Source organism: Heyndrickxia sp. FW510-T9, assembly GCF_058781025.1.
Map to the genome: position 1 here is coordinate 27,814 of NZ_JBYSWK010000002.1, position 16,883 is coordinate 44,696.

Genomic DNA, 16,883 nt, shown 5'->3' on the forward strand with positions numbered 1-16,883 from the left:
AATTACTAAGAGAAAAATAAAAAAACGTGCGCACTCTAACCATTAAGGGGGTGCTAATATTGGGCATAAAAATCGTTACTGCAACAATGCTAAGTGTAGCTTTACTAACTGCATGTAGCAGTAATCATATCGGAAAAAAAGTCGCCGAAAATCCCGCAGTTTATAAAAAAGATGGGAACACGGTCAATAAATATGAGCGTGTAGATATGTACAATGCCGGTTTGGAAAAAACGAGCGCCAAAAAATCGAATGAATTTGGATATGTTCGTCATATCAAAAGTCCCATTCCTGGCCAAAACATTAAATATCAAGACATTTATACAATAAATCGGGAAAAAATTGCAGATGCAATAAGTAAAATAGCTGTAACAAATGCAAAAGTACATGATGCAGCAACATTGGTAACAGATGAAGAAGTTTTAATCTGGTACAAAACCGATGCAAAATCAAAAAAGGACAGAAATAATGTAGCCGATCAAGTAAAGAAAACGGCTTTTTCGATTGTTCCTCGCTGGTATCATGTATATGTTACCGATAATCCAACACTAAGACAATATGTTGAGAATATTTCTTATATGAAATCCAGTGATGCCAATAAGGAGAGGGTCATCAATCAAACGGTAAAGATGATGCTAAAAAGTTCTCCACAAGGACATAAGATGAGTACTGGTGAAAATGAAAATGGTGAATCAAAAGATATCAATAATGGTAATATGGAGGACACAGATAATCTCCACGAACAGTTTGATAAGGGAAACTTATAAAGTATTAACTGCGTCTGACAAGGCGCAGTTTTTTATATTAAACATTTTTTCCTTCAAGGGAATATGTAAACCACTCCATTTTTATCCCAATTTGAAACCCTTCCATTATTTGATGTTTATGAAAAAAAGGATCTAACACAAACTAATGACATATATGATGAGGAAAGGCTCTTTTCTTAAACTTTGTTGCTTTCGTAAAAGTAAATATTATTCCCTTCTTCTTCGCCTTAAGAATGGGTATCCTTTTTAAGAAAAGATGCCCCGAAACCAATTCTAAGTTAGGATTTATACAAATGACGAAAAGCAATAATTTAAACGAAAATAGCCAAAGGAAAAGATACGAGGAGGCAAAAGTGTTGCGCATTTTTACTTGTTCTCTTATATTTTTTATTGTTTTAGCATCTTCCAAATCAATATTTGCAAAAGAAATGACTAGTGAGGATCCATATCAAAAAAGAATGGAATTATATAAGCGAATAGAAATTACTACTCAAATTCCTTGGTATTACATGGCTGCTGTTGATCACTACGAAAGAAGTATTAGATCTGTTAGAAAGGACATTCCAAAGCCAAGCGGAGTCACCGGGATATATATTCATCCAATTAAATGGTCCGGCTGGCTCAATCCTAATCAAACCGATCCATCTCTGATGTCTATTGAACTTTTTGATGGGTTCGGAATTGACGGAAATGGGGATGGGAAAGCAAATATGAATGATGATGAAGATATCCTCTACTCCTTAGCTAACCATATTTTAGAATTTGGTGTAGATGAAGATCATTTTCGAATTGCATTATGGGATTATTACAAAAGAGATAAAGCAGTAGGTTTAATTATGGAAAAAGCCAAATTGTACAGGCATTTTGGAAAATTAGATTTAAATGCAAAAACCTTTCCAATCCCGCTCCGATTCAATTATAGCTATCGCGATACATGGGGAGATCGCCGCGGTTGGGGTGGTCGAAGAATTCACGAAGGAACGGATATTTTTGCAAGTTATGGTGTTCCTGTTCGCGCAACCTGTTATGGTATTGTAGAGATGAAGGGCTGGAATAAGTTTGGCGGTTGGAGAGTCGGAATTCGTGATATTAATAATACATATCACTATTTTGCACATCTTAATGGTTATGCGAAGGATTTACATGTTGGGCAAATTGTAGAGCCTGGGATGCTCATTGGAAGTGTCGGCAGTACCGGATATGGACCACCAGGTACATCTGGAAAATTCCCTCCACATTTGCATTATGGTATGTATAAGGATAATGGATATAGTGAATGGTCATTTGATCCTTACCCGTTGTTAAAGCACTGGGAGCGATTGGATCGGAAAAAATAAAAAGCTTCGAAAAGGAAGCTTTTTATTTTGTTGGCGGTAATTGAATTGCCGGATTAGAAGATGAACCACCATTATAATATTGTGGTGGATCCCACGGAATAACTCCACTTAATAGTGTAATTTTTGTTTTATATTTTGTTGCCTTTGTTTCAAATGGAATAATCGTCTGAACATTAACAGTTAATTGTATATACACATCAGCTGCAATATGGTTAATTCCAACTGCTTTGTAATTTGAGACTAAATCTGCTTCCACATCCCCAACTACTTGAAGTTTAATGGGGATATTAGGGCCAATATTACCTAACAGGGCATTATCGGTTGCCCGCCCAATTGGAATTTTATAAATTAGTCCATCTGTATCGTGAACAATTCCAAAATCAGAAAATGCCGCAATACTTCCTTTTTCACTTCCATTTAAAACAGATTGAATAATATCTTGGGCATCTGCCTCGATTTTATTGCTAACCGATGGATTTGTAATGTAATAATTACCGTTCTTATTTGTCACCACGATATTTTCTGGGTCAATTTCATTTTGAATTTTCTTTTTTGCATAGTTAACTGCTATTTCTGCGATTTTTCGATTTTGACTTTCTGCATATTTTATTAATGTCGGCGCAAGTCCTTTATTCACAATCCATATCCCTAAACAAGTCGAAATAATAAAAAATACAAATGTCAGCAGTAGGACATACCGTAATGGTAAAGGACCACCTCGCCGGGGTTTACGAGCACGAAATTTAGCCATATAAATTCCCCCTTACAAGCTATGTTTATGCTTGTTTGGGGGATAAAATTATCACTGATTTAAATGATGGCTGTTTCCGCATGAATTGTTGCTGTTGATCATTTGTTTAAAATTTTTAAGCAGGCATGGTTTCTGAGCATCTATTCTTATAATATTTATTTATTTTCTCCTCATTAAGGTTGCTACCTAATGTTCTCAGAAAGCAACAAAGGTTAAGAAAAAAGCCCTAAATCATCTTAAGTAATGCTTCCTTCCCGATCATCCCTACACAAATGCCGAGATTCTTTGCTTCCCATGTAATGGATTCGAGTGGAGCATTTAATAATTCCTCAATGGTTTTCACACCTACCGCCCTTCCAGCAATAATTTTTCGATCCTTTAATCGGTTATTTAAAAGCGCAACATCTAATGCGCCACACATAATATATCCATTATCATTTGAGACAGTTAATAAAGTTGTTTTAGGAAGATTGACAGTAGTAGCTATAAAGGTATAGCCATTAATTTCAACGGGTGTAATGGTAACCAATGTATTCTCTCCTTTACGAATAAAGTTTAATAGTATTTATTAACATCTCTATGTAAAGGACAAGAAATGGTTGCATTCATTTTTCCTAGAACGTAGCCTTTTTGGAATACCTTTTGCATCAAGTTCTAAGTATTCCTCCAATATATTTTTCATGTTTCCTTGTTGCAGCTAACAATGTATACATAATCCTTAAAACAAATCTAATTGACGCGGTGCCAATCCCTCGTATTCAACTCCTAATAAATCCATAAATTGCTTTGCATTATCTGCTGCATCTCCACCGGAGTTATTGTTAAAAATAATATACAAATCCTTCGATTGGTCCGCTAACACCTGAATTTTCTTTTTCCAATCCAATAATTCCTCTTCATTATACCGGTACAAATAGCGAACCTCACGCCAGTCTCCCTGCTTTGGTTTCTTCCACCCATACACATTTCTTCCATGAAAACGGATAAGCGTTTTATCCAGTTGGCTCGCAGTTAAAATAGTTGGTATTGAACCTTCTCCAGCTTGTGGTTCATCACAAATACTATGGATCCAACCTTCCTTTTTCATAAAGTTAAGAGTTCCATCTTTAAATTGTGTGGTAAACCATGATTGATGACGAAATTCTAGCGCTACTGGGATATCCTTCATCTTTTGTTTACAATAACGCAAATAATTTACATTATCTTTTGTACAACGAAACCAGGGAGGGAATTGAAAAAGAACCATAGCAAGCTTATTAAACTGTTGATACGGACTGAGCGATTGTATAAAAGCTTGAAACATTTCCTCTTTTGATTGATAAGGTATGGAACCACGTTCATGCCCAGTCATCCCTTGATAGGCTTTTACGATAAATTGAAAAGCATCTGGGGTATCCTCCACCCATTTAACCGCGTTTCTTTCAGGTTGAACGGCATAAAAGGACGCATCTACTTCAACAATGGGAAAATGGCCAGCATACTCTCGTAATTTGTTTTTTGGTGTTATACCATTTTTATAAATGGAATCATGATCTCCCCATCCTGCAAGACCAATGTATATCATAAAATCACCTGCATTTCTTACGATTCATTTTACCATATTAAGGGATACAAAAACTCGCTTGAACATTGGTTCAAGCGAGTTTCTTTTTTGTATTAACCAATAGACCCTTCCATTTCGAACTTGATAAGGCGGTTCATTTCTACCGCATATTCCATTGGAAGTTCTTTTGTAAATGGCTCGATAAAGCCCATAACAATCATTTCTGTAGCTTCTTGCTCTGATACTCCACGACTCATTAAGTAGAAGAGTTGTTCTTCCGATACTTTTGATACTTTTGCTTCGTGCTCTAATGAAATATTATCATTTAATATTTCATTATATGGAATTGTATCAGATGTAGATTGATTATCCATGATTAATGTATCACATTCGATATTTGCTCTAGCACCTTCTGCTTTACGTCCAAAATGAACAATACCACGATACGTTACTTTACCGCCATGCTTTGAAATCGATTTTGATACGATTGTAGACGATGTATTAGGCGCCAAGTGCATCATCTTCGCACCTGCATCTTGGTGCTGACCTTTACCTGCTATCGCAATAGAAAGGGTCATACCGCGAGCGCCTTCCCCTTTTAGAATAACGGCAGGATATTTCATCGTTAATTTAGAACCGATATTTCCATCGATCCATTCCATTGTCGCATTTTCTTCACACACAGCACGTTTTGTCACTAAGTTATAAACGTTATTTGCCCAGTTTTGAATCGTTGTATAACGGCAATAAGCATCTTTCTTAATGATAATTTCTACTACCGCACTGTGCAGGGAATTCGTTGTATAAACTGGTGCTGTACATCCTTCAACATAATGAACATGTGCACCTTCATCCACTATAATTAAAGTACGTTCAAATTGTCCCATATTTTCGGAGTTAATACGGAAATATGCTTGCAACGGAGTTTCAACCTTTACGCCTTTAGGAACGTAAATAAATGACCCCCCTGACCAAACAGCAGAGTTTAACGCAGAAAATTTGTTATCTGTAGGCGGAATTACTGTAGCCCAATGTTCACGGAAAATATCTTCATTTTCACGTAAAGCGGAATCCGTATCCTTGAAAATGATTCCCATTTTTTCAAGGTCTTCTTTCATGCTATGATAAACAACTTCAGATTCATACTGAGCAGAAACTCCTGCTAAATACTTTTGCTCCGCTTCTGGAATTCCGAGTTTATCAAAAGTATTTTTAATTTCTTCCGGTACTTCATCCCATGAACGGCCTTGTGCTTCTGATGGTTTTACATAATAAGTAATTTCATCAAAATTTAAACCTGATAAATCTCCGCCCCATTGTGGCATTGGTTTATTATAAAAGTGTTCTAAGGATTTAAGACGAAAATCCAACATCCACTGTGGTTCGTTTTTCATTTTAGATATTTCTTCGACAATTTCACGAGTCAAACCGCGTTTAGAACGGAATACCGAAACATCCTTATCATGAAAGCCATACTTGTAATCGCCGATTTCAGGCATTTTCTTTGCCATTTCAATCATTCCTCCTTGACTCTGTCTAGCTACAGCGCCTATCGGCTAGCGTATTTCTCCGTCTCCTCCCTACGATAAGTCAACATCGACTCGTCCCTCGTCGTGTTTCCTTTATCTCAGTCGAAGACTACGAAATCCGTACGCCGATGAGAAAGACGCTTCCACTTTTCTAGCTACTTACTCATTCTCCTGCCCTAAACCTCTCTCCATTGCCTTCCAAGCTAATGTAGCACATTTAATGCGTGCTGGAAATTTTGAAACTCCTTGAAGTGCTTCCATATCGCCTAAATCAAACTCATCATCATATTCTTTTCCTTGAACCATTTCAGAAAAAATATGCGAAAGCTTTTCCGCCGTTTCAACATCTTTTCCTTTAATCATTTGGGTCATCATGGAGGCTGATGCCATCGAAATGGAGCATCCTTCTCCGTCGAATTTCGCATCTGTTACGACACCATTTTCCACATTCATCGTTAAATGAATCCGATCACCACAAGTTGGATTATTCATATCAATGGTAAGATTTCCGTTTTCTAAACTGCCTTTATTTCTTGGATTTTTATAATGATCCATAATAACTCTTCGATATAATGCATCTAGATTATTAAAGGACATCGCTAAAATACTCCTTCGTTTTAACAAGACCAGCTACTAGTCTGTCAATATCTTCTTCGGTGTTATATAGATAAAAGCTTGCACGTGCAGTTGCGCTTACATTTAACCATTTCATTAATGGTTGGGCGCAATGATGGCCTGCACGAACTGCGATCCCCTCTGCATCTAAAACAGTTGCGACATCATGTGGATGTACTACTTCTATATTAAAGGTAATAAGCCCGGTACGTTTTGCAGGGTCTTTTGGTCCATAAATCGCTATACCTTCTATTTCAGACATTTTATTCAATGCATATTCTGCTAGCTTGTGCTCATGATCTGTTATATGATCTAGGCCGATTTCCTCAAGAAAATCAATTGCAGCTCCTAAACCAATAGCCCCTGCAATTATAGGTGTTCCACCTTCAAATTTCCACGGAAGTTCTTTCCACGTTGAATCATATAAATCAACAAAATCAATCATTTCGCCGCCAAATTCAACAGGCTCCATGTTTTCAAGCAGTTGTTTCTTGCCATACATAACACCAATACCTGTTGGGCCACACATTTTGTGACCTGAAAATGCTAGGAAATCACAATCTAAATCTTGAACATCTACTTTCATATGTGGAGCGCCCTGTGCACCATCCACAACAATATAAGCTTGATGCCTGTGAGCAACTTTCGCAATTTCTTTAATTGGGTTCATCGTACCAAGCACATTTGAAACAAGGGTAATCGCCACAATCTTCGTTTGGTCTGTTATCGTTTTTTCGATATCTTCCATACGAAGTGTACCATCTTCTTGCATTGGCACATATTTTAATATGGCGCCTTTTCGTTTCGCTAATTGCTGCCAAGGAATGAGATTACTGTGATGTTCCATATAGGAGATCACAATTTCATCGCCTTCTTTGACATTATCATTTCCAAAGCTTGTAGCGATCATGTTGATGGAAGTAGTCGTCCCACGGGTGAATACTATTTCCTCTCTCGAAGTTGCATTAATGAACCTGCGCACTTTATCACGAGCGCCTTCATATTTATCCGTTGCTCTTGTTCCTAGGGTATGAACACCACGGTGAACATTCGAGTTATCTAGACGATAATACTCATTGACAGCTTCAATAACGGAAAGTGGTTTTTGAGATGTTGCCGCACTATCTAAGTAGACTAGTGGATGTCCGTTTACTTCCTGATTAAGGATTGGAAACAGTTTACGGATCTCTTTAGCATTCATTATTTTACTTTCCTTTCAATTACCTCTGTTAGCTGCTTTTTAACGCCTTCAATTGGTAGTTGATTAACAACAGGTGCAAGGAAACCATGGATAACTAGTCGTTCAGCCTCTTTACGTGAGATTCCACGGCTCATTAAATAATATAACTGGATTGGATCTACACGGCCAACAGAAGCAGCATGTCCTGCCATTACATCATCCTCATCTATGAGGAGCATAGGGTTGGCATCACCACGAGCTTTTTCGCTCAGCATTAAAACGCGTGATTCCTGTTCAGCATTCGATTTAGATGCACCATGCTCAATTTTTCCAATTCCATTGAAAATAGAAGATGCAGCATCTTTCATAACACCATGTTTTAAAATATAACCTTCTGTATTTTTACCAAAATGAGTAATTTGAGTCGTGAAGTTTTGAATTTGCTTACCCCGTCCAACAACTACTGTTTTGGCATGTGCAAATGCACCATCACCGACAAGGTTAGTTGTATTGTCCGAAATCGTATTACCATCGTTCATCATTCCAAGTGCCCACTCAATATGTGCGTCACGTTTTGCCGATCCTCTACGATTTACATAAGTAGTCACACCTTCCGCAAGAGTATCAACGGCGCCGTAAGAAATTTTTGATCCTGGATTTGCTACTAATTCGGTAATGATATTCACAATACCGCTAGCTTTATCATTTGTGGAAACATAATTTTCAACGAGTGTTACAGAACTATTATCATCCGCCACAACTAAAACATGATTGAACAGTGGAGCTTCGTCATGATCATGTACATATACAGTTTGTACTGGTTCTTTAATTTCAACATTTTTTGGAATATATAAAAATACCCCGCCATTCATTAAGGCTGCATGGAAAGCTGTTAATTTATGTTCATTAATCTTAACTGCATCCTGCATGAAGTATTTTTGCACCAATTCGGAATGTTCTTTTACAGCGGTGATAATATCTGTAAAAACAACACCTTTCTCTTTTAATTCATCGGAAAGAGAAAGATAAGCTGGTGTTTGATTGTGTTGAATATAAAGATTCTTGCTCTTGTTTTCTAATTCTATTAAAGCACGGACATCTTCCGGTAAAGATTCTAGTGAAGTATACATATCACTTTCAACTGCGTGCTTAGTAAACCCGGTAAAGTTCCAAGTTGTTATTCTTGTTTTATCAGGTCTTGGCATTGGAAGCTCTTCAGCCTTCTGGAAGGCATCAACACGGAGCTTCGTAAACCATTCTGGCTCGCCCTTTTCTTTTGAAAAAGAGCTGACATAATCCTGACTCACGGATAGTTTTGTCTCTACAGTCATGTTAATCCTCCTAATCTTACGCTTCTTGGCCGACAGTTTCGTCTTCAATTCCTAATTCATGCTTGATCCAGTCATATCCCTCTGCCTCTAAACGTTGTGCTAGCTCAGGACCACCAGATTTAACCACACGGCCTTGCATCATAACATGAACAAAGTCAGGAGTAATATAGTTAAGTAAACGTTGGTAGTGTGTGATAATTAAACAACCAAATTCGCTACTTCTCATTTCATTAATTCCTTTTGAAACAACCTTCAAGGCATCAATATCTAGACCAGAGTCAATCTCATCTAAAATCGCTAATTTAGGTTGAATCATCATTAATTGAAGAATTTCATTGCGTTTTTTCTCACCGCCTGAAAATCCTTCATTCAAATAACGTTGTGCCATGTCTGGATCCATTTCTAAAAATTCCATCTTGCTATCCAATTCACGAATAAATTTCATTAATGAAACTTCATTGCCTTCCTCACGTCTAGCATTGATAGCCGAACGTAAAAAGTCAGCATTTGTTACACCAGTAATTTCGCTTGGATATTGCATTGCTAAAAATAGACCCGCACGTGCACGCTCATCTACTTCCATTTCCAATACATCTTCACCATCTAAAGTGATAGAACCTTGTGTTACTTCATATTTAGGATGTCCCATTATCGCAGAAGATAAAGTGGATTTACCAGTACCGTTTGGACCCATGATCGCATGGATGTCTCCACCTTTAATCTCCAAATTAACACCTTTTAATATTTCTTTCCCTTCAATTTCAACATGAAGATCCTTAATAATTAACGTTGAACCTGCCATGATTATACCTCCGTTGTATATAAAAATTTCTACATCTCATTCTCAATCTATTCTCATTCTAATCTTATAACAAATTAAAAGTAAAAACAACCAAGAACGGTATTAAAAAATATTGTAGTATATTGCTAATACCATTTAATTTACCATTTAATTTCGACGTAATCAAAAAAGCCAGCGTATAAATCGCCAGCTTTTTGAAGTCAAAATATTCCTGTATTTAATTTGCGTCCAAGATCGGCTATTATACGCCCAGAGTTAATATACTCTCTCTCTCTTTTCTCCTCGATTTGCATCCTCACTCGAGCTTCCCGTCTGTACACCTCGTACCCTATACCATGTGCACTGTGCAATGCTTTCTCCATGTCATTCGTGTACTTGATTTCAAGAGAGTTAATAATGAACCAATCCTTTCTTTTTATTGTCGATGTTCATCTTAACAAGAAAAAAATAATATAACAAAGACGATTTCGTTCCATTAAATACTACATGCACTTCTGCCACGCTAAAAGCAATATTATATAGTAGTAATTCTTAGAAATATTTCCAAATGCTCTATAAAGGTGGATTGTATGAAAAAAAGCACCTTGATTTTTTTTAAGTAGTTCAGATAACGTGGAGAAAATCAGAAAACACAGCCCAATATCACACGATTTTGCAATCTAAATTGTAAGTGAATCAACAATATAATTAGCACGCAAAAAAGCCTGGGATATTCCCAAGCTTTTTGTTTTAATGAGTTGTTCTTATTTAATTTAAGGGGCTATCGATTAGTTAATAGGAATATAAAGTATAATATTTAGTTCCATTGGAATGCCAATTGAAAAAGATTTTTATTCATCTTCTAAATGTAATAAGTTGCTTTGTAATTTGTTTTGAGACGAATAGCCCGTTTGAATAATATCATCCTTATTCCGAACAAAATATTTGTACTCCACTTCTCCTTCATTATCAAATGTTACACCAATGGTATATGGAATCATACTTTCATATCCATCCTCACGATGTGGCACTGTCCAAAATACCCACGTTTCCTCTGGGTACTGTTGTTCCAAGTGCATCTGTAAATAACCTACTTTATTTTCAATTTGCAAATCAATCCAGTATGGACGTACTACATAAAAGATACTAAAAGAAATCAGATAAACAACAGCCAATCCCTGAATAATTTTCCTCCATTTTCCTTTCAAAATGAAAGATACTGATAAAATAACGAGTAAAATTCCACTGGCTATCATCAATTCAATTAATTCAATTGGATGCAATGAATCCCCTCCTTTTTTGAGATAATTCGTTTGTATCTTGGTTTTGTAACCTGCTCCTCCGTTAGTTTAAGAACTAAATTTTCTAAATCCTATCTTTATTTTACCATCAAATAATAAAAATCCTTGTGTTTTCTCATAACAGACTAAAATTGACATACCAAATAACATGTGAAATAGCACGCTAATTCACAAGATGACAATATCTATTGTCAATATGTTATTTTGGGTGCTATTTACTATGCTATTTTAAGTCTATTTTCTTAGAAAACATTGTTATATCAACGAAAACGGTTATACAATTTACTGTGATAAACGGTATGTTAATACATATGCTATTTACAATGTTTCTCCACAAAAACCGAACTACTTAGATTTTTTTACAGGTGCTTTTGAAATTATATTCTGAGGAATCATTAATAGGCTACAGCCTCAACATGCTCATTATAGTCCCGGCAAAGCCAAAAAATAGATTCTAATAGCAGAAAATTCCGAAATGATCCTTCATAAACAATTTCATTATGTTTTTTTAATGTTGATAAACGTATGATGCCACTTAATAGAACCAATGCGACTGATTCTACAGTCGTTATCGTGCTGTAAATATCTTCCTTTTTGTCGCTTTTCGCAAATGAAAATTGGTTTTTTGAAATACTTACTATCCATGTTTCCTTTTCCGTACAGATACAAAAAGTAATTGGCTCATTCGGTAATAACGATTGTAAATGATTACGGGAATCAAAATGGTACTTTAATTGACTTAAACATACTTCCATTAAGATCATCCTATCCAAACTTTTTATTAGGCTATTTTCGTTTTAATTGTTCCTTTTCGTAAATAGTTTAGTTTCGATGCATTTTTTCTTATTTGGATTATCTATTCTAAAACTAATAGGAAATATTCATAAGTTTCTCGATTACAAATGCAAAAATGTTCTTTATTTACAAATAAAATACTGTAGATGTAGAAAAATTCCTTCTAATATTTATCCACAACTTTCGCATCAAAGAACAAAAAAGAACAACAATCATCAAATTATGACTGTTGTCCTCCTTATTTCCCGAGAAATATGTAACTTTTTGACTAATTTTGCTATTATCCTAGTTATTAAGAGCAATCAATTTTTCATAAATAAAGGGCACGGAATGAAAGGCATAGATTTTTTCCTTGAGTTTCCCATTTTGAAAGAGAAGTAAGCACGGGACACTCTCTATTAGAAAATCCTTTGCAAGCTTTGGAGAGTAATTTAAGTCCATTTTGTACATTTGATAGGAGGGTAAAAGGTCTTCGACTACACTAAGAATTCTTCCTGCAATTTGGCATGTCCCACAAAGAGGAGTATATAAGTAAAGGGCACAGGATGTATCTTTTTTCTCCATCAACTGTCTTATTTCTTCATTCGTTATTTCTATCACTTACAATCATCCTATCTAATGTTAAAAACACCCTGGTGGCCCAAGGTGTTTTTTCATTATTCTTCGTTAATCATTTCTTGATATTGTTCTGCGGTTAATAATTCATTGATTTCATCATTATTAGATGGTTCAACCACGATCATCCATGCCTTTTCATATGGAGATTCGTTAACAAATTCAGGGCTGTCACTTAAATCTTCATTTACAGCGACAACTTTTCCACTTATTGGTGCATAAAGCTCAGAAACTGTTTTAACGGATTCAACACTACCAAAAGGTTCGTTTGCTTGTATTTCGGCTCCTACCTCAGGAAGCTCAACGAAAACAATGTCACCTAGTTCAGATTGTGCAAAATCTGTAATCCCAATACGAACATTGCCGCTCTCTTCTTTCACCCATTCATGTTCTTCTGAATAACGTAGTTCACTTGGTAAACTCATTGAAAAATCCCTCCATCAAAATGTTCAAAATTACAGGTGAAAGTTCCATAAAAATATGTACCCATCCAACCTGACTCACGAATGTCGATCATCGAACTCATGACAAATTACATTATCATGTTAATATTTACATAAAAGCTGTATGTAAATCAAGAAAATACTTTATGTTAAAGCCATTTTTGTTCAAAATCTTCTTCCTTAAAACCAACAGTTACTTTATTACCATCCGTAATAAGAGGACGTTTTATTAGCATGCCGTCAGATGCTAATATATTTATTAGCTCTTCTTCAGTAGCAGACTTTATTTTATCTTTTATTCCTAGCTCACGATATTTTTGCCCGCTAGTGTTAAAGAACTTTTTCAAGTCAAGACCGCTCATGTGGTAAAGCTTTTCTATTTCTTGTCTTGATGGCGGTGATTCGACAATATGTACTTCTTCAAACGTTAGCCTATGATGCTCTAGCCATTTTTTTGCTTTTCGGCAAGTATCGCATTTTGGATACCAATAAAATGTCAAAGTCATCTGAGTTTCACACCTTTCTTATATATAGTAAAACTAGTTGCTATGAAGCAATTCGACATTTATTTTATTTCACCTTCCAATTAGAAAGCAAATCATATGATTATATCTATTTCCATTTCCGCTTAACTTGAAAGAATTCTTGCAAATATCCATATGTAGAAACAGGAGACATAATCATCTGATAGGTCAAAATAAATAAAATAAAACCAATAATATTCTTTCGTATTTTCAAATTAAGGGGGCCGAATACCATCTTTTTTTGATATAAGTACAGAATACCGAAGCTTAAAAAGGTTAACGGTAATACAAATAGGGTCATCGGGCCGACAATCCAAAAGTATCCAAAGAAAGATAAAATCAAACCTGGAATCCAAAATAGCGTGTAACACAAATCTAAATATGGCATGACAAAATTAATTCCGGTTAAATACTTTGTATAAATTCTGGGCTGCTGCCACGGTTTGATCTCTCTTAACCCTTCAATCATTCCCCGCGCCCAACGAGAGCGTTGGCGTATAAAATGAATCAAGGATGATGGTGCATCTGTAAAAGCTACAGCTAATGGTTCGAAGAATACTCTCTTCTTTTTCTCCAATAGCTTCCAAGTTAAGACAATATCTTCTCCGATTGCATCTGGCCATCCCCCAACTTCTAGAATGTATTTTGTTTTATACAAACTAAAAGCTCCTTGGGCTACCAAAGTACCCTGATATAAGCCTTGTAATCGTTTAATAGAGGCAATTCCTAAAAAATAATCCCACTCTTGAATCATCGTCCAAATATTTTCTCTGCTATTGCGAACAAGTACCGAACCTGCTACCGCCACCACATCCTGTGGGCTGCTTATCATTCTTGCCATTAAATATCTTACCGCTGATTTATGAATGATTGTATCTGCATCTAGGGTGATTACGTCTTTTGTTTTTACATACCGAAGACCTTTGTTCAAAGCGTGGAACTTACCTGGTTTTTCTTCATTTAATAATGTTAAATGTAAATGCAATTCTTTCTTTGCTCTTAATACCTCCATAACGGTGCGATCTTTCGATGCATTATTTACAACAATTATATGAATATCGCCATTATGATCTTGATTTTTAATATAATTTAACGTGCTATATATCCCTTTTTCTTCATTATAAGCAGCAATAATAATCGTAACTGGTGTATTAGGATATTCTTCTTTAAAAAGAGGCTGCCGATCAAATAACAAGCTCACTACTAAAAAGGCATTCATATAACCTGGAATATAGGATATCCCTGAAATTAAGACAATTGCTATCGGTATTGTAATCAGCTGGCCAAGGTCCCTTATCCAAGGAATGGAAAGATATATGGAGAATAACATCCAGAGCAGTGCTAGTGCATGGCTAGTCCAAAACTTAAAAGACACCGATAAATAGATTTTTGATTGCAAGCTTCTAATGGGATTCAAGTTTGTAAATTTCATCAGAGCCCCCAATAAGAAAAAGTCTTTCTTATTAGATTGTCCTGATTTTTATAGTTGAGAATGAAAAATTTTCCCAAAAAAACAGACAAACAAATCGGAATTTGTTTGCCCTTTTATATTTCTTATAAAATATATTTTTCCGCTTCAATTAGTTTTACAGAAGCTTTACGCTTTTTCGCAATAACATTGATAGGTGTATGACGTGTTAATTTGCGTAATGCAGATAACATCATTCTTAATGTGTCACCTTCTTCAATGGCTACTAATGATTCTTTTGCCAAAAGTTCAATTTCATTGAAGGATTCTTGGCAGAATATTTGAGTATATAGAAGCTTTTGAGCATTCTTCTCTGCACCATCCTTCGCAATCGCTTTTTCCGTACGAAGAACGGCAGATTCCATAGAATAAGCAAGGGAAACAATGTCTGCTATATTAACTAAAATTTCTTGTTCTTGTTCTAAACCCGTACCAAATTTTTGAGCTGCAAGACCTGCAATCATTAAAGCTACCTTTTTCGCATGGCGAGTTAAATATTTCTCTTGCTCTAATGGTGCATCACTCACTTCTTCAGGCATCATCATCATTAACTCTTCTTGTAAGCTTTGAGCTTTTTGAAGTAGTGGCAATTCGCCTTTAAGTGCCTTTTTCATGAATGTGCCAGGCACTATCAAACGATTTATTTCATTTGTACCTTCGAAAATACGGTTGATGCGAGAGTCACGGTATGCTCTTGAGATTTCATATTCATCCATGAAACCGTATCCGCCATGAATTTGGACACCTTCATCTACGACATAGTCAAGAACTTCTGTTCCAAATACTTTGTTTAAGGAACATTCAATCGCATATTCTGCAATAGAATTAGCTACTTCTAAACCATTCCTGGATTGCTCTTCCGTTAGCTGGCTCATTCTTTCATCGAAGAGACCGACTGTACGGTAAACAGAGCTTTCCGAAGCATAGATTTTGGACGCCATTGTTGCCAATTTTTCTTTTGTTAAATTGAACTGTGAAATAGGTGTCTTAAATTGCTTACGCTCGTTAGCGTATTTTGCCGTAATTTCGAAAGCTCTTTTTGCACCGCCAACCGTACCTACTCCTAGTTTATAACGCCCAATATTTAATATGTTAAATGCAATCTTATGTCCCTTACCAATATCTCCTAATAGATTTTCAACAGGAACCTCTGCATCCTCTAAAATTAATGTACGTGTAGAGGAGCTTTTGATGCCCATTTTCTTTTCTTCTGAACCTGTTGAAATCCCTGGAAATTCACGTTCTACGATAAATGCGGAGAATTTATCCCCATCGATTTTGGCATATACTACAAATACATCTGCGAAGCCTGCATTGGTAATCCATTGTTTTTCACCGTTTAAAATATAATGTGTGCCAGCATCATTTAATTTTGCTACTGTTTTTGCACCAAGAGCATCAGATCCCGAGCTTGGTTCTGTTAATGCATAGGCAGCGATTTTTTCACCTGTTGCAAGTGTTGGTAAATATTTTTGCTTTTGCGCTTCATTTCCAAATAAAACAATAGGAAGAGAGCCAATCCCTACATGTGCACCGTGAGAAATAGAAAAACCACCTGCCTTTGCCATTTTTTCAGCAATAAGTGCAGAACTAACTTTATCTAGGTCTAGACCGCCATATTCTTCTGGAACATCAGCACCTAGTAGGCCAAGTTCTCCAGCTTCCTTTAATAATTTGACAGAACGATCAAACTCATGTTTTTCCAAGTATTCCACTTGTGGTAATACTTCATTATCAATGAATTCCTCGGTTGTTTTTGCAATCATTTTTTGTTCATCAGAAAAATCTTCAGGTGTGAAAATTCGATCATACGATATATCTTCTATTAAGAAACTACCGCCTTTAATCAATTTCTCTGTTTGATTTGACATTGTTTTTTCCTCCCATAATTTATTTTGTAAAAATA

Annotated in this window: 18 protein-coding genes; 2 read left to right on the forward strand and 16 right to left on the reverse strand. The window is 35.9% G+C overall.

The genetic code is table 11. The features are described from left to right. Window positions 1-59 precede the first annotated feature (59 nt). Both AC3WJF_RS01485 and AC3WJF_RS01490 read left to right on the forward strand, forming a co-directional pair. A complete protein-coding gene (locus AC3WJF_RS01485; RefSeq protein WP_492449325.1) occupies window positions 60-764 on the forward strand; it encodes a YhcN/YlaJ family sporulation lipoprotein in 705 nt (234 codons plus the stop codon). Between the two features lie 428 nt (window positions 765-1,192). Then, window positions 1,193-2,101 (forward strand): M23 family metallopeptidase, encoded by a 909-nt coding sequence (locus AC3WJF_RS01490; RefSeq protein WP_492449492.1) that lies wholly within the window; start codon window positions 1,193-1,195, stop codon window positions 2,099-2,101. A gap of 22 nt (window positions 2,102-2,123) precedes the next feature. Here AC3WJF_RS01490 and yunB read toward each other — a convergent pair whose 3' ends face one another. The 16 genes from yunB to AC3WJF_RS01570 form a co-directional block, all read right to left on the reverse strand. Beyond that, a complete protein-coding gene (gene yunB, locus AC3WJF_RS01495; protein WP_492449326.1) occupies window positions 2,124-2,852 on the reverse strand; it encodes a sporulation protein YunB in 729 nt (242 codons plus the stop codon). Window positions 2,853-3,078: 226 nt separating this feature from the next. Beyond that, window positions 3,079-3,381, reverse strand: a complete 303-nt coding sequence (locus AC3WJF_RS01500; RefSeq protein WP_492449327.1) for a YunC family protein — start codon at window positions 3,379-3,381, stop codon at window positions 3,079-3,081. A gap of 189 nt (window positions 3,382-3,570) precedes the next feature. Next, window positions 3,571-4,416, reverse strand: a complete 846-nt coding sequence (locus AC3WJF_RS01505) for a DUF72 domain-containing protein (protein ID WP_492449328.1) — start codon at window positions 4,414-4,416, stop codon at window positions 3,571-3,573. A gap of 92 nt (window positions 4,417-4,508) precedes the next feature. After that, entirely contained in the window at window positions 4,509-5,906 is a 1,398-nt protein-coding gene (gene sufB / locus AC3WJF_RS01510; protein ID WP_492449329.1) for a Fe-S cluster assembly protein SufB, read from the reverse strand. Window positions 5,907-6,083: 177 nt separating this feature from the next. Beyond that, complete coding sequence (sufU, locus tag AC3WJF_RS01515) at window positions 6,084-6,521, reverse strand: Fe-S cluster assembly sulfur transfer protein SufU (RefSeq protein WP_492449330.1); 438 nt, start codon at window positions 6,519-6,521, stop codon at window positions 6,084-6,086. Continuing rightward, window positions 6,511-7,740, reverse strand: coding sequence for a cysteine desulfurase (locus AC3WJF_RS01520; protein ID WP_492449331.1), 1,230 nt, complete (start codon window positions 7,738-7,740; stop codon window positions 6,511-6,513). Before AC3WJF_RS01520 ends, sufU begins: the two co-directional genes overlap by 11 nt. Next, on the reverse strand, window positions 7,740-9,050 hold the full coding sequence (gene sufD, locus AC3WJF_RS01525) for a Fe-S cluster assembly protein SufD (protein ID WP_492449332.1): 1,311 nt from the start codon (window positions 9,048-9,050) through the stop codon (window positions 7,740-7,742). The genes AC3WJF_RS01520 and sufD overlap by 1 nt, the downstream gene beginning before the upstream one ends. Window positions 9,051-9,066: 16 nt before the next feature. Beyond that, window positions 9,067-9,852 (reverse strand): Fe-S cluster assembly ATPase SufC, encoded by a 786-nt coding sequence (gene sufC / locus AC3WJF_RS01530; RefSeq protein ID WP_492449333.1) that lies wholly within the window; start codon window positions 9,850-9,852, stop codon window positions 9,067-9,069. 200 nt (window positions 9,853-10,052) lie between these two features. Continuing rightward, window positions 10,053-10,214 (reverse strand): YuzK family famiily protein, encoded by a 162-nt coding sequence (locus AC3WJF_RS01535; protein ID WP_492449334.1) that lies wholly within the window; start codon window positions 10,212-10,214, stop codon window positions 10,053-10,055. 468 nt (window positions 10,215-10,682) lie between these two features. Continuing rightward, window positions 10,683-11,114 (reverse strand): hypothetical protein, encoded by a 432-nt coding sequence (locus AC3WJF_RS01540; RefSeq protein WP_492449335.1) that lies wholly within the window; start codon window positions 11,112-11,114, stop codon window positions 10,683-10,685. Between the two features lie 413 nt (window positions 11,115-11,527). Further along, on the reverse strand, window positions 11,528-11,887 hold the full coding sequence (locus tag AC3WJF_RS01545) for a hypothetical protein (protein WP_492449336.1): 360 nt from the start codon (window positions 11,885-11,887) through the stop codon (window positions 11,528-11,530). 325 nt (window positions 11,888-12,212) lie between these two features. Continuing rightward, the gene (locus tag AC3WJF_RS01550) at window positions 12,213-12,527 is read right to left on the reverse strand and encodes a thioredoxin family protein (protein WP_492449337.1); all 315 of its coding nucleotides are present in this window, start codon (window positions 12,525-12,527) and stop codon (window positions 12,213-12,215) included. A 56-nt stretch (window positions 12,528-12,583) separates the two neighbouring features. After that, window positions 12,584-12,967, reverse strand: a complete 384-nt coding sequence (gene gcvH, locus AC3WJF_RS01555; RefSeq protein ID WP_492449338.1) for a glycine cleavage system protein GcvH — start codon at window positions 12,965-12,967, stop codon at window positions 12,584-12,586. A gap of 167 nt (window positions 12,968-13,134) precedes the next feature. Then, the gene (locus AC3WJF_RS01560; protein WP_492449339.1) at window positions 13,135-13,491 is read right to left on the reverse strand and encodes an arsenate reductase family protein; all 357 of its coding nucleotides are present in this window, start codon (window positions 13,489-13,491) and stop codon (window positions 13,135-13,137) included. A gap of 106 nt (window positions 13,492-13,597) precedes the next feature. Then, complete coding sequence (locus AC3WJF_RS01565; protein WP_492449340.1) at window positions 13,598-14,941, reverse strand: glycosyltransferase family 2 protein; 1,344 nt, start codon at window positions 14,939-14,941, stop codon at window positions 13,598-13,600. A 122-nt stretch (window positions 14,942-15,063) separates the two neighbouring features. Beyond that, window positions 15,064-16,848 carry an acyl-CoA dehydrogenase FadE gene (locus AC3WJF_RS01570; RefSeq protein ID WP_492449341.1) on the reverse strand — a complete coding sequence of 595 codons (1,785 nt, stop codon included), beginning with the start codon at window positions 16,846-16,848 and terminating at the stop codon, window positions 15,064-15,066. Between the last annotated feature and the right edge of the window lie 35 nt (window positions 16,849-16,883).